We start from the raw sequence: 20037 nt of genomic DNA on the forward strand, positions 1-20037 counted from the left end.
CCAAGTTGGGGTGAAATAGCAGTTTACATGGGAAGTGAATAAATAAATTTTACGTTATATTTTGATGCTCTTAGATACTTTGAAACGCATAGAGGGGATGTATATTTGTATGTCGCGAGGTCAAAGTAAATCGAACTATTTAGCTTTAAAAATTTCCTGTATAATTAACATAACTTTACCCCCATCTGATTCCCCATACAAATTTAAAGAGGTATTTAATGTCGTTTAAAGGCAGTGAAAATTATATAGCTAGTGATGATCTACAGTTAGCAGTAAATGCTGCAATAACTCTTGAACGCCCATTATTGATTAAGGGTGAACCAGGTACAGGCAAAACCATGTTAGCTGAAGAATTGGCATCAAGTATGGGGGTTGAGCTAATTCAATGGCACATAAAATCAACGACCAAAGCACAACAAGGGCTATACGAATATGATGCTGTTTCCCGCTTAAGAGATTCACAGCTTGGAGATGAAAAAGTAAATGACATTTCTAACTATATTGTTAAAGGTAAGCTTTGGGAGGCATTTGAGTCCAATAAACGGCCAGTGCTACTCATTGATGAAATTGATAAAGCAGACATTGAATTTCCAAATGATCTACTTTTAGAGCTTGATGAAATGTCATTTTACGTTTATGAAACTCAGCAAGTGGTCAAGGCAAAACAAAGACCTATTATCATAATAACGTCAAATAATGAAAAAGAATTGCCCGATGCGTTTCTTCGAAGATGCTTTTTCCATTATATTAAATTTCCAACTAGAGAGGAAATGCAAAAGATTGTTGACGTGCACTATCCAAATATAAAACAAAAACTATTAGCTGAAGCTTTAGAAGTCTTTTTTGAACTTAGAGATGTAAGTGGCCTGAAGAAAAAACCTTCTACTTCTGAATTGATAGATTGGTTAAAATTGATTATATCGGATAATCTTTCCCAAACTGCTTTAGTGGATAAAGAAAGTAGTAAAGGTGTTATTCCTCTATTAGGTGCGCTAATAAAAAATGAGCAGGATGCACACCTTTTAGAAAAATTAGCGTTTATGAGCAGGAGAAAAACGTAAACAATCAAATAAAATAGCATGGTGTTATAGTATGATAAATGAAATATATTCCAAATAAGTTCATACTATTTACAGATAACGCTAACGAAATAATAATTAAAATTAAGACTGAGTTTCCGTAAAATTTAACTTTTTATCACAATTAAGACTGAAGTTGTTTTTAATTTATTTTCACATTATAGAATCTTTGTAGAGTACAGTATGATTGGTTTATTATTACCCTTGTCTTATTTTAAGTCTTTAAATTACACACGTAGTACTGCAATGCCAGACGCATTTTTAAGGCGTTGTTTTTTTCATTATATTAAATTTCCGACCAAGGTAGAGATGGAGCAAATTATTGCTGTTCATCACCCTGATGTAAAAAAAGAACTACTTACACATACCTTAGAAGTGTTTTTTAATCTTAGAGATATACAGGGTATTAAGAAAAAGCCATCGACCTCAGAATTGATTGACTGGTTGAAATTACTGGTAGCCGACGATGTAGCTCAAGATATATTGATCAATAAAAAGACCGATATCATTCCTTTATTTGGCGCGCTGTTAAAAAATGAACAAGATGTATCTTTGCTTGAAAAGCTTGCTTTCATTAGTCGTAGAAACAGGTAAAGAGCGTGTTTATAGATTTATTTTTAACCCTAAGAAAACACAAAGTTCCTTGCAGCTTGCGCGAGTTATTAGACCTTATTGCGCTATTAAAAAAAGGTGTGGTTTTTGCGAACATTGAAGAGTTCTATCACTTAGCGAAAATTGTAATGGTTAAAGATGAAATTCATTATGATAAATTTGATAGTGCCTTTGCAGAATATTTTGAAGGTATTCAAGCGATTGATATTTTCGATAAAAGCTTGCCTGACGACTGGCTAAGAAAAGAGTTTGAAAAAAACTTAAGCCAAGAAGAAAAAGACAAGTTAACAGCATTAGGCGGTTTAGACGAACTAATGAAAACGCTAAAAGAACGTCTTGAAGAGCAAAAAAAACGTCATGCAGGGGGAAATAAATGGGTGGGTACGGGTGGAACATCGCCTTTTGGCGCCTATGGTTATAACCCAGAAGGAATAAGAGTTGGGCAAGATAAAAATCGAAATAACAGTGCGGTTAAAGTCTGGGATAAGCGAGAATTTAGAAATTTTGATCAAGACCGAGAACTCGGTACTCGAAATATAAAATTAGCGCTTAAAAAGCTCAGGAAATTTGCTAAAACTGGTGCGAGTGAAAAGCTTGATATTAATACCACCATTAGTGCTACGGCAAAAAATGGCGGTTTACTTGATGTGCATATGGAAGCAGAGCGTCATAATGCTGTTAAAGTATTGATGTTTTTTGATATCGGCGGTTCTATGGACGAATACATTCATACGTGTGAGGAGTTATTTTCGGCCGCGCATACTGAGTTCAAACACCTTGAGTTTTTCTATTTTCATAACTGTGTGTACGAAAGGCTATGGAAAGATAATAGTCGAAGACGAAGTGATACGGTCGATTTAGAAGAAATTATTAGAACGTTTGGTGCTGACTATAAAGTTATTTTTGTTGGCGATGCAACAATGGGGCCTTATGAAATTACTGCGCCTGGTGGCAGTGTAGAACACTGGAATGAAAAACCGGGTATTGATTATATGCAAAGAATTGTTGGGCACTTTAATAAGGTGGCTTGGTTAAATCCACAACCAGAAAGCCACTGGGATTATCATCATTCTATCTCAGTGATCAGGCGTTTAATCAACGAGAAAATGTTTCCTTTAACCGTGGACGGTATAGGAAGAGCGATTAAAGAGCTAAGCTAGGTTTTTGCCGATTTAATCTTAGCTTAGTCGGCCTGTTACCAGTCTTGTATGATGTTATTTATGATTGCCGCTGTTTTTTCTGGTTGCTCAAGCGGAAACATATGGCCGCCATTGGCTATTTGAGTCAGTGGTATATCATTCATTTTAGCAAAGCGATTAAAATAACTAACCGGTAAAACATCTGTTTTCTCGCCATATATCAAAGCAGACGGCACAGTAAGCTTATTTTTAAACGTTGTTAAATTACAAGGTAAGTGTCTAAATATGTCCGCTTCGACGTCGGGAGAAAACATTAACTCCCATCTTTTATTTTTTAGCGTGACTGCGCTGTTTACATAATCTTGTAAGCACCGTGGATCGAAATGTCGAAAGAGCTTTTTATTGGCAAAATTATTAACTAACTTTGTTTCTGAAGGCCAATGTTTTTGTCTGTTTTTAGCACGCCCCGCGGGTGATATTTTATCAATAAAAGGCGTTTTTTTAGCAACTTTTAAAAACCAAGACAAGGGGCCAGAAAATACTGGAGGGTCTAACATCACTACCCCACGAAAGAGTTCAGGATGCTGACACGCCGCCATAAAAGATATGACACCACCAAAAGAGTGGCCAATACAGATAACTTTTTGCTCTTGTTTTTTAACAAAGTCGACCAGTTCATTCACTAAAAATTGCCAGTTGTTATGGATAGGGTAATTATCGTCATGCCCATATTGCTCTAAGGCAATGGTTGAATAATCGTTTGAAAATAGTGATAGGAAAGTGCGATAACTGCCAGCAGGGAAGCCATTTGCATGGACAAAATTAATAACAGGTTTTGACATATAAGTTTATAAACACCTAATAAAATAATTACGTTAAAGACAGTGACCGTTGTGTTTAGCTTGAGAGGGTCAAGTAGGAGTCAACTAAACGTGTTTCACCGTCATGCGGTTAGAGGTAGCGATCAAAAAAGTTCACCACACTCGTTTCAGCTTTTTCATTGTCGAGTTGCCATAGCTTAGTATGCTCACCATTTTCAGCTTGCCAAAACTGTTTAGGTGCTTTGGCTGCGGCAAATAAACGTTGACCATGTTTAAATCCTACTGTTTTATCAGCGGTGCCGTGCATGATATAGATAGGACGGGGAGATATTTTCGCAATGTATTTTTCAGGGTTGATCTCATCAATATCTAAATCGCCACGCCAGGCAAAAAATTTCGCCACCATTGGCATCAACGGATAGCGAGGTAAACCGTATAGTACTTTTGCCTGTTCAGCGAGTACGTCCATCGAATTAGCATAGCCACCACTAAAGACTCCGGCTTTAATCCGTGGATCTTTAGCCATCACAATCATGCTAGTTGCTGCGCCCATTGAAAAACCCATGACCCCAATCGAGTCGATATTTTTCTCAACCGTTAAATAATCTAAAGCGGCAATCACGTCTTTTTTCTCGTGATAACCCATTGTAGAAATAATCGTAGGGTCTTGGCGAGGATGACGCAGGTCAATGGCTAAGAGATTATAGCCGGCTGCGATAATAGCTTTAGCGTATCGCATACCTTCGGTCCGATTTGCTGTGCGGCCATGAACTAATAAAATGGCTTTTTTGGCGTTTTTATTACTAGAAGGCATATACCAAGCAGGTAAAGTTAAACCGTCACTTGTTTTGAAAACAATATTTTTAAAGGTAATACCTTGCTCGCTTGGCTCGCCACAATAGAAGAAACGCGCGAGCGTACATTCGGTGATCGGTAGCATTAATATTTTCGAAGAAAAATACCAGGCACTGCCAAAGTAAACACAGGAAAATAATAAGACAAAGAACAGTGCTATTTTTTTTATCATCAGTTAACTACCTAAAAAATAATGAACAATCTTATTGTTAATGGCTATATTTATGCTTTGGCGTGCCATGTTAACTATAGATCGAGGGTCATGGTCGAATCTATCGCTATTGCAGCATCTAATGCGGTTAATATTTGCTTTCTTTCTCTTAACTTGGTGCCATGGTGTGCTGTCATGTTAAGGGTTAATAATTGAGTCGCTGCGGCTTTTGCTGTCGCCATTAATGCTTCAGGTTCAACTAGCGTGTCAAGAAAACCCGCTAAGACAGCTGTTTGGGGATCAAATAACTCAGCATTGATCACCGAGCGAGTTAAGTAGTTAATAGGCACACGATTTCGTGCTAACTCAAGTCCGGCTTGGTGCATCGTCATACCAATAGCCACTTCGTTAAGTCCTATTTTAAATGATCCTATGCTGCCGATGCGATAATCACAGCTGAGTAATAAAAAGGCGCCTTTAGCGATAGCATGGCCAGTACAAGCACCAATAATAGGAAAAGGAAAGGACAACATACGTCGAGTAAGTGTTGAGCCAGCAGTAACCAAAGAGACAGCTGAGTCAGAACTTTCTTTCATCGTTTTTAAGTCATAACCACCTGAGAATATCCCCGGTTGACTCGTTAATATAACCGCTGCACTTGCTGCTTCAGCTTGATCTAGTGCGCTATTTATTTCGGTTATTACTTGATGAGAAATCGCGTTAACCTTGCCATTTTTTAAGGTGATCGTTGCAATGTTTTCATTGAGTTCAAAATCGATTAATTCCATGTTCTTTCCTATAGTTGTCTACATTGATAAAACTAGCTTTTAGCCAAATTGTGCCGCTTTTTGATAAGCAGGTCTTTGTCTCATATTTACGAGATAGTCTTTAGTGTTGTTTTTATTTTCTAATAAACCAAGACTTTCTGCAATCTCGAGTATCACAGCCATCATAATATCAGCAGCACTAAAAGAATCACCAGCAAAATAACGTCTTGAGCGTAAAGTATTTTCGATATATGAAAAATCAAGATGGTTTTCTTTAGCAATATAACCGTCGAGGGGCTTGGCGGCATCGCGCGTTTCCATTGACATCAACAATGTTGTTATTACCGGTAAACTTAACGATCCTTCGGCGAAATGCAACCATTCTAAATAATGATAATATTCACTGCTGTCTATAGCGGGTCTTAAGCTAGTTGATGTTGCATGGTTGATAATATATTCCATTACCGCACCCGACTCACATAAAGTAACCTCACCATCAACGATAATCGGCGCTTTTGCGAGTGGATGAATTAATTTCAAACTCTCCGGCGCTAAGTTAGTGCTCGGATCGCGTTGATGCTCAACAATGTTATAAGGCATTTTAAGCTCTTCTAACAACCAAATAACACGTTTAGATCGTGATTTATTAAGATGATGAATAGTAATCATGTTTACATTTTTCCTTTTTAATTCATTTGCATAAAGTTAATGAATAAGTGTTCTTTAATCATAAGGTTAACTTTCTACCTTAAGAGATATTATGCTACTTTATCATACTTTCAGTTAAGGCTTTGCTCTCTCAGATGATATTTCGAACGTAAAAACCTAACAAGAATACCGGCAGTAAATAGCATAACCAGCGTATAAATCGCAGGAGCGAATGACATTTTATAATTTGCTAACAGCGTTAAGGCCATAAACATGGATAAAGTGCTATTTTGCAAACCTACTTCAAGGGTGATTGATGATGTTTGTGCGGGGCTTAATTTAAAAAACTTACTGGAGTAATATCCTAGTGCCATCGTTAATAGATTGAGGATCAGCGAAACGGGACCCGCGGCGATAAATGCCTCAACAACAATTTCTTGTTGAATATAGGTTAAGAAAATCAGCAGTAATGTTAAAAACAATATACCAAATCTTGATACATAAACCTGTGTACTGTCAGCAAATTTTGGGGCAAGGGCTTTTATTAGCATACCAATGGTAATTGGAAAAATCGTTAAAACGATTAAACTTAGCATGGTTTTAATGATGGGTAACTCAAACTCACTGCCTGCTCCCATAAAATGTCTTAACGATAAATTTAACACAATAGGTATGCTAAAAACGGTAACAACACTAGCAACGGCTGTCAGGGTGACAGAAAGAGCGACATCACCTTTTGCCAAGTGAGAAAACATATTAGACGTTGTGCCACCAGGACATAATACTAACAACATAATGCCGACCGCATATTCGGGCTCTAATGACATAAAATGCGCCAAACTAAAGCCAATAATCGGTAATAAAATCAGCTGATTAATTAAGCCAATAGAAACAGCTTTAGGGTAATTAACTACACGTTTAAAGTCATTGGGGACAAGCGATAGCCCCATACCCATCATAATTAAAAATATGCAAATAGGCACAACCTGTGTGTTCACAAGTGTAACTAATTCAGTACCTTCCATATTAACTCTCAGTATACGTTGTTATGTGATGGGTAAAGGCTAAATAAAACTATTTTCTTACATAGTTAACTACGGATAAAGCTGTTAGATATAACTCACCCACTTATTGTGGACGACGATTCATTGTTGTATATCTTTACGTCATTATTTAAAGAAGCTAACAGCATTAGCAATATCTTCGCGGTCAGTACAGGTTTTGTTTACGGGCGCATTTTTATCTGCATAACCAAACGACATACCAAACAAAATGCCGCGTTGTTCTGGTAAATTCAAGGCTTTTTTGATGGGATCCGGAAACTGTCCTAGTGCGCCTTGCATGCAATTAGACAGACCGTGTTCAGCCATAATTAACGACAGGGTTTGTGCATAGATACCTAGGTCAACAGCGCCCATAATATCGAGATACTTGTCCATCGTAAAAAAGGCAACGTGCGGAGCATTAAAAAAACTCCAGTTGCGTAACATGGCTATCTGGCGGCCTTTTTTGTCTTCGCGGGTAACACCAATTGCGCTATAAAGTGCATTTGCTGACCCAAACTGTCGGTCTCTATGAATGCCTTCATATTTAGGTAACCAATTGAAATCAGGGTTTGGTGGCATTCCACTCATGACGGTCGTGGTCAACTCATCTTTAAGTGACTCTTTTTTCGCTCCTGACACCACACAAGTTTGCCAAGGTTGTACATTGCAATTTGAAGGCGCACTTTGTGCTTGGGCAAAAATAATATTTAAATGTTCTTGCTTTACAGGTGTATCCAAAAAAGCACGCACTGAATGGCGCTTTTCTAATATTGCGGTCAAAGACATTGATGTTCCTTAATACTTTAAAATTTTCCTCATATAAAGTGAAGCAGTATATGAGGCTGACTAAATCTCTGTGGATCTGTTATTGGCTATAACGCTAGTAGAACTTGCACTTATAGTAATCGTTTAAGGAAGTGATCCATTCCTTATAAAAGAAGGTATAAATAATATCTGTTATAGAGTAAAAATCAATTTAAGCGCTGAAAGAATGCTAAGGCTGATATGTTTCTAAAGCCAATGAATAATTATTATCACGCCCTATTCATAATGCGTATAGTTGGCGGGTATTTTTCAGCTATTGTTCTAGAGAAGTATTAATTTTTACTATACGGATATCGAATAGTCAGAGATAAATTAAATTCATTTGACTAATTTATTTCATGTCGATAATATCAGTGGTATGACCACTTGGTTAAGTAATAATGTTGAATAGTCATATCAACGTTTAATAATGAATTTTTTGGAGTCAATAGAATGCCTGAATATAAAGCCCCAGTTCGTGATATTAAGTTTGTAATGCAAGAGTTATTAGACTGCGACACACACTATAAGCAATTAGGTTACGACGATGCCAGCGAAGATATGGTCGATGCTATCATCACAGAAGCTGCCAAGTTTACAGAACAAGTTATTGCCCCTTTAAATCAGATTGGCGACCAACAAGGTTGTACGTGGACTGATGGCGTAGTAACGACCCCAGATGGTTTTAAAGAGGCTTATCAACAATATGTTGAGGGCGGTTGGCCAACATTATCGCAAAGTGAAGAGTTTGGTGGACAAGGATTACCTTATTCTCTTAACGCGTCTATTAGTGAAATGATGTCGTCTGCAAATCATAGTTTCGCCATGTACCCAGGTTTAAGTCACGGAGCACAAGCAACTATTGAAGCTCATGGCACCAGTGAACAAAAACAGCAGTTTATGCCTAAGTTAGTTGAGGGTAGCTGGACAGGTACTATGTGTTTAACTGAATCACATTGTGGTACTGATTTAGGCATGTTGCGCACTAAAGCTGAACTCAATGATGATGGCAGTTACGCTATTACGGGTACAAAAATATTCATTTCAGCGGGTGAGCATGACTTGTCAGATAATATTGTTCATATTGTTATTGCAAGACTTCCAGGCGCACCTGAAGGCAGTAAAGGTATTTCTCTCTTCATCGTGCCAAAATTTAATGTGAATGACGATGGCTCGATAGCAGACAGAAATGCGGTGAGTTGTGGTTCTATTGAACATAAAATGGGTATCAATGCTAATGCGACTTGTGTTATTAATTTTGATAGCGCAAAAGGTTTTTTAATTGGTCAAGAGAACCGCGGATTACATTGCATGTTTACCTTCATGAACGCTGCTCGCTTAGGTGTGGCAATGGAAGGCTCAGCCGCCGCTGAAGCGTCATTTCAGGGTTCATTAGCTTATGCGAAAGACCGTTTGCAAATGCGTTCTATTAGTGGCGTGAAAAACCCTGATGGACCAGCAGACCCTATCATTGTTCATCCTGATGTTCGTCGTATGCTACTTACCCAAAAGTCTATTTCTGAGGGTGGTAGAGCACTTATAAGCTATTTATCACAATTAGTTGATATAACACACGCATCAGAAGACGCTGAGACTAAAGCAGATGCAGAGAACAAGTTGGCTTTACTAACACCTATCGCAAAAGCATTTTTAACGGAGTTAGGTTTTGAATGTACTAGTCATGGTGTACAAATATTTGGTGGACATGGTTTTATAAAAGAGTGGGGTATGGAGCAACTTCTACGCGACACTAAAATTAGTTGCATCTATGAAGGTACAACGGGTATCCAAGCGTTAGATTTATTAGCCCGTAAAATTTTAGGCAGTAAAGGTCAAATTTTAAAACCCTTTATGACCGACGTTGCTATGTTTGCAAAAGATAATGCCGATAATCCAGCGATGACTGAGTATGTAAATACGTTAAATGCATACGCTAAGCAATGGCAGATGATCACGGGTGATGTCGGGCAAAAAGCCATGAAGAATCCTGATGAAATTGGTGGTGCTTCCGTTGATTACTTAATGTTTGCCGGCTATGTTACGTTGGCATTTTTCTGGGCGAAAATGGCCTCTGTTGCGCAAAATAAGCTAAAAGACAGCGGTGAAGACGCAGCCTTTTATCAAGCTAAAATTAAAACAGCAACGTTTTACTTTCAACGTATTTTACCTCGTGCCCAGGGCCATGCTGCCTGTATCGAAAGCGGCGTAGATTCTATGATGGCTTTATCAAGTGAAGAATTTGTATTTTAATGAGTTTTGAGTTCATTTAAATACCTTAAGAAAATCTTTTTTAGGGTATAGAGTAGATAACTTAACCGATAACGTTAAGTTATCTACTTATTCAGTTTAATTATCGTCAATAAATTAGGTGATGTGTTAAATCGTTAAGCTCTGCTAACAATCCTTAATACTTTATCAAAAAGAGTGAGTTCTTCCTGGCATAGTCATGCAAATTTAAATTTTTTGCTACATTTTTAATGACCTTTGTTGTTTTAAGTCATCATAAAGTAATTCAGCAGTCTCTAGCTACATATAATCATTTGATTTTTTGTAATATTAGTATAAATTAATTACCTGTTATGAAAAGGGCATCAATGAGATGTAACCATAGCATATTATTATAATACTTGAGGACTTGGTGATGCCAACAAATAAGCACAAACGAAAAGCTTCAGCTCATTCAAAATCGCATACGGCAAAAAACATCCATCCTAAGGGACTCATAATTTCGCACCCTCAAATTTTTATTTTTGTCGGTCTACTTCTGGTTACGCTAAGTTTATATTTATTAGCTTTTGAATCTCAAGATAATGCACTGTTCGGTTTAGCCATGCTTTCGCTTATTGTGGGCGTAGTGACAACTTTTTATGCAAACTTCACTTTATCCAAGAGAAAGTCCAGTTAGCACCGTATTTTCCCGTTATGTATAACTGACATGATAAAGGAAAGTATAACGTTAGCTTTCCTCTTTAATTAGATATGAACCGGTTATTATGGGGTGATATTGATGTCAGTAATGTTCAGACCATCAACTTTTAACCCCAGATGAATTAACGATATATCTACTTAAAAAATCGCTTTATATACGTCTATATAAAGGCGTTAAGCACTCAGGATTAAAAAACACCTTTTTGGCCGACTATTTTAGTCTGAATGTCGCACAGCGAGCACATCACAGTTTGCGCCATGCAAAACAGCGTTCGCGGTAGAGCCTAGCAGTAATTGCAAACCATGCACGCCATGACTACCGGTTATAATCAAATCAACGTTTTCTTTTTTGGCAAAAGATAATATTTCACCGCTGGTATGTCCGATAGGTATGTGCATGTCTTGTTCTTGAATATTCAGCCTTTTGGTTAATGGCTTTAGGGCATGCTTAGCTCGCTCTTCTAATGCGTTTGTCGTACTCATATTATCAATAGGGTTTATGTCAGGAATAACACCATATACACCGCCATAATAAGCACTTGGTATAGGCTCAATGACATGAATAACACTCAATTTTGCTTGGGTTAATTTCTGTAACGCCATTACCTTAGCTTCGACAAGGCTTTTATCTTCAGTAAGTTCTGTGGCAAATAAAATATGTTTGTACATAATGATCTCCTTTAGATAATAATATTTTGCTTATAACTTGCTTGTGTAACATTGACTTGGTGTTGATGTTTTAATTTTTGGGCAAGTGTATCCATAGCTTCACCTTCTCCGTGCACAAGGACTACGGGTGGTTTATTTTCACAACCTTGATACCAATTGAGTAAGCCTTGTTGGTCAGCATGGGCAGAAAATCCACCAATGGTATGAATAGTTGCTTTAACCTGTATTTTTTCACCCCATAACTTAATGTATTCACAGCCATCAACAAGCGATCGTCCTAATGTTCCTTTTGCTTGAAAGCCAACAATAATCACATGGGTACTTTCGCGCCAAATATTATGTTTAAAATGGTGTTTAATCCTGCCTCCTGTACACATACCACTACCTGCTATAATAATTGCGCCTGAGGATATTTGGTTGATTTTCATCGAGTATTCAGTTTTTTCTGACATATGTAAATTAGGTAAGTTGAATAATCCCTCATCTTTTTGTTTAATATCTTCGGCTTTTGCATCGTAAACCTCATGGTGTTTTGCGTAAACCGCTGTTGCTTTAATCCCCATAGGACTATCAAGGAAAATTTGCCAGTCACCTAGCTGCCATTGGTCGAAATGCTGTTTAAATTCATAAAGTAATTCTTGCGTTCGTCCTACGGTAAAAGCAGGAATGAGTATATTCCCTTTGCTACTTTTAGCCTTAGCAATAATTTCTCCCATTTCTTGCCAAGTATCATCCCATTTTCGATGTAATCTATCGCCATAAGTACTCTCCATAATGACAAGATCAGCATGTTTAACGATAAAGGGATCACGTAAGATAGGAGCGTTTTTATGGCCTAAATCACCGCTAAAGACTATCTTTTTGCTAATGCCATTTTCAACAAGGGTTAATTCAAGAATGGCAGAACCAATAATATGACCCGCATCCCTAAGGGTTAGTTCTGCGCCTTCACATATCTCTAATGCTTTATCATAGCTAAGACCTTTAAAATACTGGCAGGTAGTTTCGGCTTCTGCTGTTGTATAAAGAGGTTCAACTAAACTTAAGCCTTTACGTTCGCGCTTTTTATTCTCCCAGCGTGCCTCTTTTTCGTGAATGTAGCCTGAGTCGATTAACATGATTTTACATAAATCTACAGTCGCATTATGGGTATAGATAGCGCCATGAAATCCTTCTTTGATAAGTAGGGGTAATCGACCGGTGTGGTCAAGATGGGCATGGCTAACGATTACGGCATCTAACTCACTTACCTCAAAAGGGAAGGGATCATGATTGTGTTTTTCATGCTCATGAGATCCTTGAAACATACCACATTCTACCAGTATGTTTTTGGTGTTTACTTGTACCAAATAGCAAGAACCTGTGACTTCTCGAGTGGCGCCAAAGAATTTAATATTCATGTTAACTCCTGTAATGACTATTGAGGATAATACTGATATTTGGTTTGCTTATAAGGGGATAAGGTGTAATTTTTTTGTAAAAATGAAACTAAATCAATAAGTTCATTTATGGTCATGACATCATTAAATACTTTCATCTTTGATTTACCTTCAGGTGTTTTTTGTTTAGCGAAATGAAGGGGCGAAAATTTATGAGAAGGATTAATGATTGAAGTGACTAATTCAGCATAAGTAACAATTTTAGTTTTCTCGCCCCCAAGAACAATTGACATATCAAGCTGTTTGACAACATTTGGGTCTTCAACGCCTTTGAGTGTATGACAAGCTAAACATTCAAATTTTAAAAAGACGGCTTTTCCTGTTTCCATATTACCTTTAGGCAAGCTAAAGCCTCGCGGGGAATCAGCACCTTTATCACAACTAGCTAACGTTAATAGCATCATGATAAATAAAGTTGAGAGCGTATATTTCATTGTTTATCCTTAGTTATTTGTGTTCCAATGATTAAAAAATATAGCCACACTCATTAATTGTTTGTAGGGAAGAGTGAACAATCATAAAATCAGGCTATTTGACTTCATAAAGTCTTTCTAGTAGAAATATCACACAAAATTTATTGTGTACTATCTACTAACAGGCTGAATTTTAGTCTAGTTACATTCAATGAATAACTCTAATTTATGTTGAAAAACATTGATACAGATCAACCCAATAGACATAACTAATAAACGAGTAGCGAAATTATATATTGAGCGCAGGACTGATGATTTTCTTTATTTTACCTGTATCTGAATAATACCATTAGCCCATGTAATACTCAGGAGGATTATTTTCAATGGAATTAAAAATTAATATCATAGATGCATTTACTGATGAACTTTTTAAAGGTAATCCTGCCGCGGTAATTATCACGGAAAATTGGCTTTCAAGCGATCTTATGCAATCAATTGCCTTTGAAAACAACCTTTCAGAAACGGCATTTGTTAAAAAAATCAATAGTAAAGAGTATGAAATACGTTGGTTTTCACCGATAACAGAAATTGACTTTTGTGGGCATGCAACACTTGCCGCTTCATTTGTTATTTTTGCTCATAATAACGATGTGAATAAAATTACTTTTTTTGCACAAGCGGTGGGCAGTTTATCGGTGACACAAAATAACAACGGTGCTATCGAAATGTGCTTCCCTAATAAAAAACCTACAGTCGTTGATAAAATCCCTAGTGGGCTGTTGAATGGTTTGTCGATTAAACCCGTGAACGTTTTATTAAATGACCAAGCATATTTTGTTGTTTATGAAAAAGAAGAAGATGTACTTAGCGTTGAACAAGATAGTGAGCAGTTGAAACAACTTGCTCCTTATGACGTTGTGGTAACGTCAAGATCAAGCAAATATGATTTTGTTTCTCGATATTTTTGGCCTGCAAATGGTGGAGATGAAGACCCTGTTACGGGCTCAATTCATACAGGCTTAGCACCTTATTGGGCTGAGCAATTAAACAAAAAAGAACTCGTCGCTTATCAAGCTTCTGCCCGAGGAGGAAAATTAATATGCCTTATAACAGATGATAACGTTTATATATCAGGTAAAGCCATTCAATACTTAGTCGGTGAAATTACGGTTTAGCGGGAATGCGAACGTCCTTATAGAGTTTACGCTCACGAGTTTATAACTTGCACTTTGTCTAGGCGGGTGGTTTGGGAATCGCTGTCGCTGATATCGGACGTTCACTAGATTTTATGATTAACCGAGTAAAAAATTATCGTATTGGTAAGTTAGGGGCTGTGTATTTAGTTTTAGGTCATGGAACAATTATGCTTTAGGGTACAAAATCATAAATAGGGCAACGCATCGAATTTCTCTCTATCAACAATAGCGCTATTTATAATATTGAAATTAACGGAAGAGACCATGTTATATCTAGCACGTCTCTAATGCATTTTATTGGTATTTAGTGGCTGAAATACAAGATAAAAAACAGTATGTGCTTATCATTAATGCAATAAATAAAAATATTATTGTAGACGTAGTTATTGTCTTGAACCGCTTTGCATTTATGCAGATTTTAGTGGGTAAGATTTTTAAACCCATTGATAGGTTCACTAAAACTGTAATAGCATTAACAGAAAATGGTGGCGATTTAACCGTATGATTATAGGTCAATGAAAATGAAGAAATAGCCCACTTAGCGATAAAATTTAATTTGTCTTTAGAACAACTTCACGAAATGTTCAAACAATTTTCTTTTTTGCCATTCAGGTGCAATTTATATCTGAACATGTTCAAGAAATGGCGAGCCTGGCCCAAATGAATACATTTTTAGCAACAGTGGCTAAAGAGCAAACGTTAGCCAATTCAGCAATTAGTTAAAATATAGTGATGATCTCAGATTCAGCTAATCAGAGCAGAGCAAGTATAAAGGAATCGGCAGCGTTATTTTTGGTTTATATGGCGAGTCTAATTCACTGAACAAATTAATAAAAAATGTTACGCGTAAGTTATTCAATAATTTTACCTGAAAATAAGGCTTAAATAGGTGATGAATAGATCTTATCGTTTTACTTGTACGTATACTAAAATAAAGTTGTGGGTTTGATTTATGTTAATTAATTTAATTGGTTTTAATGTTTCTTGGTTTGGCTTGGTTTACTGGGGCAATAATTTTATCCCTGTTGCTTTTTTATTGCTGCTTGCACATCTTTTTTTTCAATCAAAAAATTACAAAGAATTTTTACTGATAGTAGTCGTCAGTGTGATTGGTATAAGTGTTGATTCTTTATTACAACAACTCGCGCTTTTTATTTTTCTTGAACCTTCTCATATTCCATTTTGGTTAATGATGCTGTGGGCAAGTTTTGCTGCCACTATTTGTCATAGCCTTAATTTTTTAGCCTCTTCAAAAATGTTGCAATTGGCCGTAGGAGGTTTAATTTCACCGTTAAGTTACATTGCTGGTTATAAATTTATGGTGGTTGATTTTGGTTACTCAATGTTTATCACCTATGTTGTTTTAGCGCTGGTGTGGGGTGGTTTGTTTATTTTGTTTTATTATTTGAAAGGTAAAATTATGAAAGGAGAGATGAGTTATGCCTAAGCTTTACGTGTACCTAATGCTGACCTTGAGTTTACAAAACTTTATATTGGGTCAAACAATAGCTAAGCCGTTAAATACATTAGATAATATTATTCAAGAACAATCTTATATATCCATTGGCGAAACCACATATTCTCTTTTATTTTGGGACCTTTATAAAAGTAAATTATTGACCACAACAGGCATTTATCCTATTCAAACAGATAAGGATAAGCTTATTTATCAAATCAATTACCTTATCGGTATTTCAAGTAAAGACTTGGTCAATCGTACCGTTGAGCAATGGCAATATCTGGGTGTTGAACCAGAATTATATGCGGTTTATTTACCAATACTCCATAAAATATGGCCAGATATTGAAGAAGGAGATAGTTTGTCATTGTATGTTAACAATAACAAAAGTGTCTTTTATTTTAACAATAACCTTATTGGTGAAATTAACCAACCAGAATTTAGTCAACTTTTTCTAGATATATGGCTATCAGAAAAAACCAGTGAACCCAAGCTACGGCTTGAATTATTAGGAATTAAAAATGATGAGTAAATTGATGAAATCTTTAGTTTTTGTGACAACCTGTTTTCTTATTTCTAGTTGCTCTGTTGTCTTAAATGACTATAAAGCCGTAGATAAACCATTTGATATAAAAACTTATTTTGACCGTCAAGTTATTGCTTGGGGGATGATCCAAGATTATTCCAATAAAGTAAAAAGACGATTTTGTGTTGAAATCAATGCCACATGGAAAGATGAAAAAGGCGTATTAGCTGAAAAATTTTATTTTAATGATGGTGAAATTAGCTATAGAAATTGGCAACTAACTAAATTAGCCGACGGAAGCTACACCGGTACAGCAGAAGATGTTGTCGGTACAGCTATAGGTAAACATCAAGGGTTCGCTTTTCAATTTCAATATGAATTATCATTAAATATAGACGGTGACATCACACAAGTTACTATGGATGATTGGATGTACCAACTTGACGAAAATAGAGTCATGAATCAAACGTCTATGTCTAAATTCGGTATTAAAGTTGCTGAAGTGACTTTGTTTTTTGATAAGGAAACAATAAACCAGAGCTGCCCATCGACTTAAATTACTTTAATAAATCAGTCAAAGCTGGTCCAATATCACTATGTTTAAAAGTAAAACCGTTATTCAATAGCTTTTGTGGAACTACATTTTGTCCAAAAAGTAACAGCTCTGCCATTTCACCAAATATAAGTTTAAGTAATGGAGCAGGTGTCATTAATATGCAAGGGCGATGCAGTGATTTAGCTAAGGCTTTTGAAAACGTTTCATTGGTTGCTGCGTTAGGTGAGGTCATATTGATAGGCCCTGATAAGTTGTTATTGCCGATAATATATATAATTGCCGAAACCATATCCTCTAGATGGATCCAAGACATGAATTGACCACCGTGACTAATTTTGCCACCAACGCCTAATTTAAAAGGGAGTATCATTTTAGCTAACGCACCTGACTCCCTATCTAAAACGATGCCGGTACGTAGTATGGCAACTCGAGTCTTAGCAGAGATAGCGGCTAGTGCATTCTCTTCCCATTTCGCACATACATCATGCGTAAACTCTTGATGGAAATCAGAAAAGTCTTCATCAATCGGCATATCGTTTTGTCGACCATAAATGCCAATAGCACTCCCTGAAATGAGTACACGGGGCGGCTTTTGCGCGATAGAAATTAAATGGGTTATCTGTGCCGTAATATTCCACCTGCTGTCACAAATTTTATTTTTTTGTTCTCTTGTCCAACGTTTATCCGCAATAGGCTCACCTGCAAGGTTAATAACAATATCGCTGTGTTCTATATCTGAAAGTGACAGTTCGTCAATAAAGTTAATGTCATTTGTTAATCGTAAAGAAGCTGTTGCTATATTTCTAGTCAACACCGTGACGGTGTTGTCTTTAAAATTTATAGATTTGATCAATGCTTGACCAATAAGGCCAGTACCACCGGTAATAAGAAAATTCATAAGTACATCCTAATTATTTAAACAACTAAATTCATACGCGTGTTTTGTCGATTTAGATCTACAAAATATTTATATTTTTTTTATAAATATTTTATGATCCTCAGGTTTTTTTCTCTCGTAAGTTTAAAGGTAATTAATTCAATATGCATATAAGGGAAGCCCAGTGAAATATTTTAAAATGTTAAGTGTAGCCATTATAAGTTTAGTTTTTTTGCAAGCCTGTAATGATAAAGATACTAATGCAACGCCCGATTTACCTGAGCCTAAGGTAACTATTGTAGACGCAGCTATTAGTAACGGCAACTTTACCACATTAGTGGAGGCACTTCAGGCTACCGGCTTAGACAGTGTTTTATCTGATACTAGCGCTTCTTTTACTGTCTTTGCGCCAACAGACAGTGCTTTTGCATTACTCGGTCAAAACACGATTAATGGTTTATTAGCCGACACAGACAGGTTAAGTGACATTCTCACTTATCATGTTATTAGTGGTGAAGTAGACGCTGCTACAGCCATCGGTCTGGCAGGAACAACGGTTACTATGGTCAATGGTGACTCCGTGGGACTTTCTTTATCGGGTGATAATTTACTTGTTAATATGGCAACGGTTATTACGACAAATATTCAAACTGACAATGGTATTATTCATGTAGTAGATGCGGTTTTAATGCCGCCTGCAGATGTTATTGTACCGACAACGAATATTGTGGAAACGGCCATTGCTAATGGTAATTTCACGACTTTAGTTGCGGCTTTACAAGCGACAGATTTAGACGCTGTATTAGCTGATGAAAGTGCAACCTTTACCGTTTTTGCCCCTACAGACGCTGCTTTTGCGCTTATTGGTGAAGCGACGATAAGTACGTTGCTTGATAATACTGATGTATTAACGAATATATTACTTCAACACGTTGTGCCTGAAATAGCGGTAGATTCTGTTACGGCCTATTCTCTTAATGGTGCAATGGTCTTGACAGCATCAACCGCTAAAATACCATTAGTGATAAATTCAATTACAGATATGTTAACGTTTGGTGGGGCAAATATCATTATTAAAGATATTTATACAACTAACGGTATTATTCATGTGATCGATGCCGTCATTGTCGGTGATGTTGAAATACCTGCACCAGCAATGAGTTTAGTTGATGTTGCCGTAGCTAACGGTAGTTTCACTACCTTAGTTGCAGCATTGCAAGCAACTAATCTAGATACCGTTTTAGCCGATTTAGACACTGACTACACCGTTTTTGCCCCTTCTGATGCCGCATTTGCAAAATTACCTGCAGGTACACTTGAAAGTTTAACTACCACACAACTAACTGATATTTTATTGTACCACGTACTACCAGGTAAGATTTTAGCCGATGGCGCAATTACTTTAGCTCAATCGTCATCAAATTTGGCAGATGCAGCTAATGGAGATAAAATTGCTTTATCATTTACCAATTCAACCCTGTTTGTTAATGGTGCGAAGGTCAGTACAGCAGATGTTATGGCTGACAATGGTATTATTCATGTTATTGATAACGTTATTATGCCGCCAACAGAGTCAGGTACACCTACAGATTCTATTGTAGATGTCGCGCTTGCTGACCCTGATACATTTTCTACTCTAGTGACGGCACTTACCGCAGCGAATTTAGTCGATACTCTTGCTGATGAAACGAAGACATTTACTGTATTTGCACCCACTAATGCCGCGTTCGACAAAATTGATAGCGCAGTGCTAAATGCGCTTCTTGCTGATACAACTGCTTTAACCAAGGTGTTACTCACCCACGTAGTAGGCGAAGTCACATTAAGTTCATTAGACGCTTACGCAGCGAATGGTCGAACGTTAGCAACATTATCTGGCACGAATGTTGGGATAAGTATCGATGAAGAATCCGGTATGTTAATGATTGGCGGCGCAACAATTGTTGTTTCTGATATTTATACAACTAACGGTATTATTCATGTTATCGATACGGTTATCCTTGATTAAAGATTAAAGATTAAAGATTAAAGATTAAAGATTAAAGATTAAAC

Annotated in this window: 21 protein-coding genes and 1 pseudogene; 12 read left to right on the forward strand and 10 right to left on the reverse strand. The window is 36.8% G+C overall.

Features of this window, described 5'->3' with window-relative positions; genetic code table 11:
- The first annotated feature begins 218 nt into the window (after positions 1-218).
- The 3 genes and pseudogenes from H4J73_RS11195 to H4J73_RS11205 all read left to right on the forward strand — a co-directional run bounded on the left by H4J73_RS11195 (position 219) and on the right by H4J73_RS11205 (position 2851).
- On the forward strand, positions 219-1061 hold the full coding sequence (locus H4J73_RS11195) for a MoxR family ATPase (protein ID WP_182223490.1): 843 nt from the start codon (positions 219-221) through the stop codon (positions 1059-1061).
- Positions 1062-1325: 264 nt separating this feature from the next.
- Positions 1326-1673 (forward strand): annotated as a pseudogene (locus tag H4J73_RS11200) (ATP-binding protein); the annotation flags it as partial.
- A 5-nt stretch (positions 1674-1678) separates the two neighbouring features.
- Entirely contained in the window at positions 1679-2851 is a 1173-nt protein-coding gene (locus H4J73_RS11205; protein ID WP_182180950.1) for a VWA domain-containing protein, read from the forward strand.
- A gap of 35 nt (positions 2852-2886) precedes the next feature.
- On the opposite strand, the gene H4J73_RS11210 is transcribed toward H4J73_RS11205, so the two are convergent.
- The 6 genes from H4J73_RS11210 to H4J73_RS11235 form a co-directional block, all read right to left on the reverse strand.
- Positions 2887-3672, reverse strand: a complete 786-nt coding sequence (locus tag H4J73_RS11210; protein WP_182180949.1) for an alpha/beta fold hydrolase — start codon at positions 3670-3672, stop codon at positions 2887-2889.
- A gap of 109 nt (positions 3673-3781) precedes the next feature.
- A complete protein-coding gene (locus H4J73_RS11215) occupies positions 3782-4678 on the reverse strand; it encodes an alpha/beta hydrolase (RefSeq protein ID WP_182180948.1) in 897 nt (298 codons plus the stop codon).
- Between the two features lie 74 nt (positions 4679-4752).
- Positions 4753-5445, reverse strand: a complete 693-nt coding sequence (locus H4J73_RS11220; protein ID WP_182180947.1) for a crotonase/enoyl-CoA hydratase family protein — start codon at positions 5443-5445, stop codon at positions 4753-4755.
- A gap of 39 nt (positions 5446-5484) precedes the next feature.
- The gene (locus H4J73_RS11225) at positions 5485-6093 is read right to left on the reverse strand and encodes a glutathione S-transferase family protein (RefSeq protein ID WP_182180946.1); all 609 of its coding nucleotides are present in this window, start codon (positions 6091-6093) and stop codon (positions 5485-5487) included.
- Positions 6094-6203: 110 nt separating this feature from the next.
- Entirely contained in the window at positions 6204-7097 is an 894-nt protein-coding gene (locus tag H4J73_RS11230) for a bile acid:sodium symporter family protein (RefSeq protein WP_182180945.1), read from the reverse strand.
- 144 nt (positions 7098-7241) lie between these two features.
- Positions 7242-7904 (reverse strand): nitroreductase family protein, encoded by a 663-nt coding sequence (locus H4J73_RS11235; protein WP_182180944.1) that lies wholly within the window; start codon positions 7902-7904, stop codon positions 7242-7244.
- Positions 7905-8375: 471 nt separating this feature from the next.
- Here H4J73_RS11235 and H4J73_RS11240 point away from each other — a divergent pair, with 471 nt between their 5' ends.
- A complete protein-coding gene (locus H4J73_RS11240; RefSeq protein ID WP_182180943.1) occupies positions 8376-10172 on the forward strand; it encodes an acyl-CoA dehydrogenase C-terminal domain-containing protein in 1797 nt (598 codons plus the stop codon).
- 391 nt (positions 10173-10563) lie between these two features.
- Entirely contained in the window at positions 10564-10827 is a 264-nt protein-coding gene (locus tag H4J73_RS11245) for a hypothetical protein (protein WP_182180942.1), read from the forward strand.
- A 239-nt stretch (positions 10828-11066) separates the two neighbouring features.
- Here H4J73_RS11245 and H4J73_RS11250 read toward each other — a convergent pair whose 3' ends face one another.
- The 3 genes from H4J73_RS11250 to H4J73_RS11260 are packed head-to-tail and all read right to left on the reverse strand — an operon-like array spanning position 11067 to position 13392.
- Positions 11067-11519, reverse strand: coding sequence for a universal stress protein (locus H4J73_RS11250; RefSeq protein ID WP_182223489.1), 453 nt, complete (start codon positions 11517-11519; stop codon positions 11067-11069).
- 11 nt (positions 11520-11530) lie between these two features.
- Positions 11531-12919 carry an MBL fold metallo-hydrolase RNA specificity domain-containing protein gene (locus H4J73_RS11255; RefSeq protein ID WP_182223488.1) on the reverse strand — a complete coding sequence of 463 codons (1389 nt, stop codon included), beginning with the start codon at positions 12917-12919 and terminating at the stop codon, positions 11531-11533.
- 17 nt (positions 12920-12936) lie between these two features.
- Positions 12937-13392 carry a cytochrome C gene (locus H4J73_RS11260; protein ID WP_182223487.1) on the reverse strand — a complete coding sequence of 152 codons (456 nt, stop codon included), beginning with the start codon at positions 13390-13392 and terminating at the stop codon, positions 12937-12939.
- A 362-nt stretch (positions 13393-13754) separates the two neighbouring features.
- On the opposite strand from H4J73_RS11260, the gene H4J73_RS11265 reads away from it, so the two are divergent.
- From H4J73_RS11265 to H4J73_RS11285, 6 genes are all read left to right on the forward strand, one after another.
- Complete coding sequence (locus H4J73_RS11265; protein ID WP_182180938.1) at positions 13755-14546, forward strand: PhzF family phenazine biosynthesis protein; 792 nt, start codon at positions 13755-13757, stop codon at positions 14544-14546.
- Between the two features lie 71 nt (positions 14547-14617).
- A complete protein-coding gene (locus tag H4J73_RS20535; protein WP_259367937.1) occupies positions 14618-14743 on the forward strand; it encodes a hypothetical protein in 126 nt (41 codons plus the stop codon).
- A gap of 131 nt (positions 14744-14874) precedes the next feature.
- Positions 14875-15072, forward strand: a complete 198-nt coding sequence (locus H4J73_RS11270; protein ID WP_182223486.1) for a hypothetical protein — start codon at positions 14875-14877, stop codon at positions 15070-15072.
- A 447-nt stretch (positions 15073-15519) separates the two neighbouring features.
- Positions 15520-16014: a DUF2878 domain-containing protein gene (locus H4J73_RS11275; protein WP_182223485.1), complete on the forward strand. Its 495-nt coding sequence runs from the start codon at positions 15520-15522 to the stop codon at positions 16012-16014.
- Positions 16007-16558 carry a chalcone isomerase family protein gene (locus H4J73_RS11280; protein ID WP_182223484.1) on the forward strand — a complete coding sequence of 184 codons (552 nt, stop codon included), beginning with the start codon at positions 16007-16009 and terminating at the stop codon, positions 16556-16558. Before H4J73_RS11275 ends, H4J73_RS11280 begins: the two co-directional genes overlap by 8 nt.
- Positions 16548-17108 (forward strand): DUF3833 domain-containing protein, encoded by a 561-nt coding sequence (locus tag H4J73_RS11285; RefSeq protein ID WP_310649686.1) that lies wholly within the window; start codon positions 16548-16550, stop codon positions 17106-17108. The genes H4J73_RS11280 and H4J73_RS11285 overlap by 11 nt, the downstream gene beginning before the upstream one ends.
- Position 17109: 1 nt before the next feature.
- On the opposite strand, the gene H4J73_RS11290 is transcribed toward H4J73_RS11285, so the two are convergent.
- A complete protein-coding gene (locus H4J73_RS11290) occupies positions 17110-18006 on the reverse strand; it encodes a TIGR01777 family oxidoreductase (RefSeq protein WP_182180934.1) in 897 nt (298 codons plus the stop codon).
- A gap of 163 nt (positions 18007-18169) precedes the next feature.
- Here H4J73_RS11290 and H4J73_RS11295 point away from each other — a divergent pair, with 163 nt between their 5' ends.
- Complete coding sequence (locus H4J73_RS11295) at positions 18170-19993, forward strand: fasciclin domain-containing protein (RefSeq protein WP_310649660.1); 1824 nt, start codon at positions 18170-18172, stop codon at positions 19991-19993.
- The last annotated feature ends 44 nt before the right edge of the window (positions 19994-20037 follow it).

Origin of the sequence: Colwellia sp. MB3u-41 (genome assembly GCF_014076845.1) — a bacterium.
GTDB lineage: Bacteria > Pseudomonadota > Gammaproteobacteria > Enterobacterales > Alteromonadaceae > Colwellia_A.

Excerpts from the sequence above, each read along its gene's own strand:
- H4J73_RS11250 (WP_182223489.1), bottom strand. The coding sequence starts at position 11,519 with ATGTACAAACATATTTTATTTGCCACAGAACTTACTGAAGATAAAAGC.
- H4J73_RS11275 (WP_182223485.1), top strand. The coding sequence starts at position 15,520 with ATGTTAATTAATTTAATTGGTTTTAATGTTTCTTGGTTTGGCTTGGTT.
- H4J73_RS11195 (WP_182223490.1), top strand. The coding sequence starts at position 219 with ATGTCGTTTAAAGGCAGTGAAAATTATATAGCTAGTGATGATCTACAG.
- H4J73_RS11210 (WP_182180949.1), bottom strand. The coding sequence starts at position 3,672 with ATGTCAAAACCTGTTATTAATTTTGTCCATGCAAATGGCTTCCCTGCT.
- H4J73_RS11255 (WP_182223488.1), bottom strand. The coding sequence starts at position 12,919 with ATGAATATTAAATTCTTTGGCGCCACTCGAGAAGTCACAGGTTCTTGC.
- H4J73_RS11265 (WP_182180938.1), top strand. The coding sequence starts at position 13,755 with ATGGAATTAAAAATTAATATCATAGATGCATTTACTGATGAACTTTTT.
- H4J73_RS11290 (WP_182180934.1), bottom strand. The coding sequence starts at position 18,006 with ATGAATTTTCTTATTACCGGTGGTACTGGCCTTATTGGTCAAGCATTG.
- H4J73_RS11215 (WP_182180948.1), bottom strand. The coding sequence starts at position 4,678 with ATGATAAAAAAAATAGCACTGTTCTTTGTCTTATTATTTTCCTGTGTT.
- H4J73_RS11280 (WP_182223484.1), top strand. The coding sequence starts at position 16,007 with ATGCCTAAGCTTTACGTGTACCTAATGCTGACCTTGAGTTTACAAAAC.
- H4J73_RS11225 (WP_182180946.1), bottom strand. The coding sequence starts at position 6,093 with ATGATTACTATTCATCATCTTAATAAATCACGATCTAAACGTGTTATT.
- H4J73_RS11220 (WP_182180947.1), bottom strand. The coding sequence starts at position 5,445 with ATGGAATTAATCGATTTTGAACTCAATGAAAACATTGCAACGATCACC.
- H4J73_RS11230 (WP_182180945.1), bottom strand. The coding sequence starts at position 7,097 with ATGGAAGGTACTGAATTAGTTACACTTGTGAACACACAGGTTGTGCCT.
- H4J73_RS11285 (WP_310649686.1), top strand. The coding sequence starts at position 16,548 with ATGATGAGTAAATTGATGAAATCTTTAGTTTTTGTGACAACCTGTTTT.
- H4J73_RS11235 (WP_182180944.1), bottom strand. The coding sequence starts at position 7,904 with ATGTCTTTGACCGCAATATTAGAAAAGCGCCATTCAGTGCGTGCTTTT.
- H4J73_RS11260 (WP_182223487.1), bottom strand. The coding sequence starts at position 13,392 with ATGAAATATACGCTCTCAACTTTATTTATCATGATGCTATTAACGTTA.
- H4J73_RS11245 (WP_182180942.1), top strand. The coding sequence starts at position 10,564 with ATGCCAACAAATAAGCACAAACGAAAAGCTTCAGCTCATTCAAAATCG.
- H4J73_RS11240 (WP_182180943.1), top strand. The coding sequence starts at position 8,376 with ATGCCTGAATATAAAGCCCCAGTTCGTGATATTAAGTTTGTAATGCAA.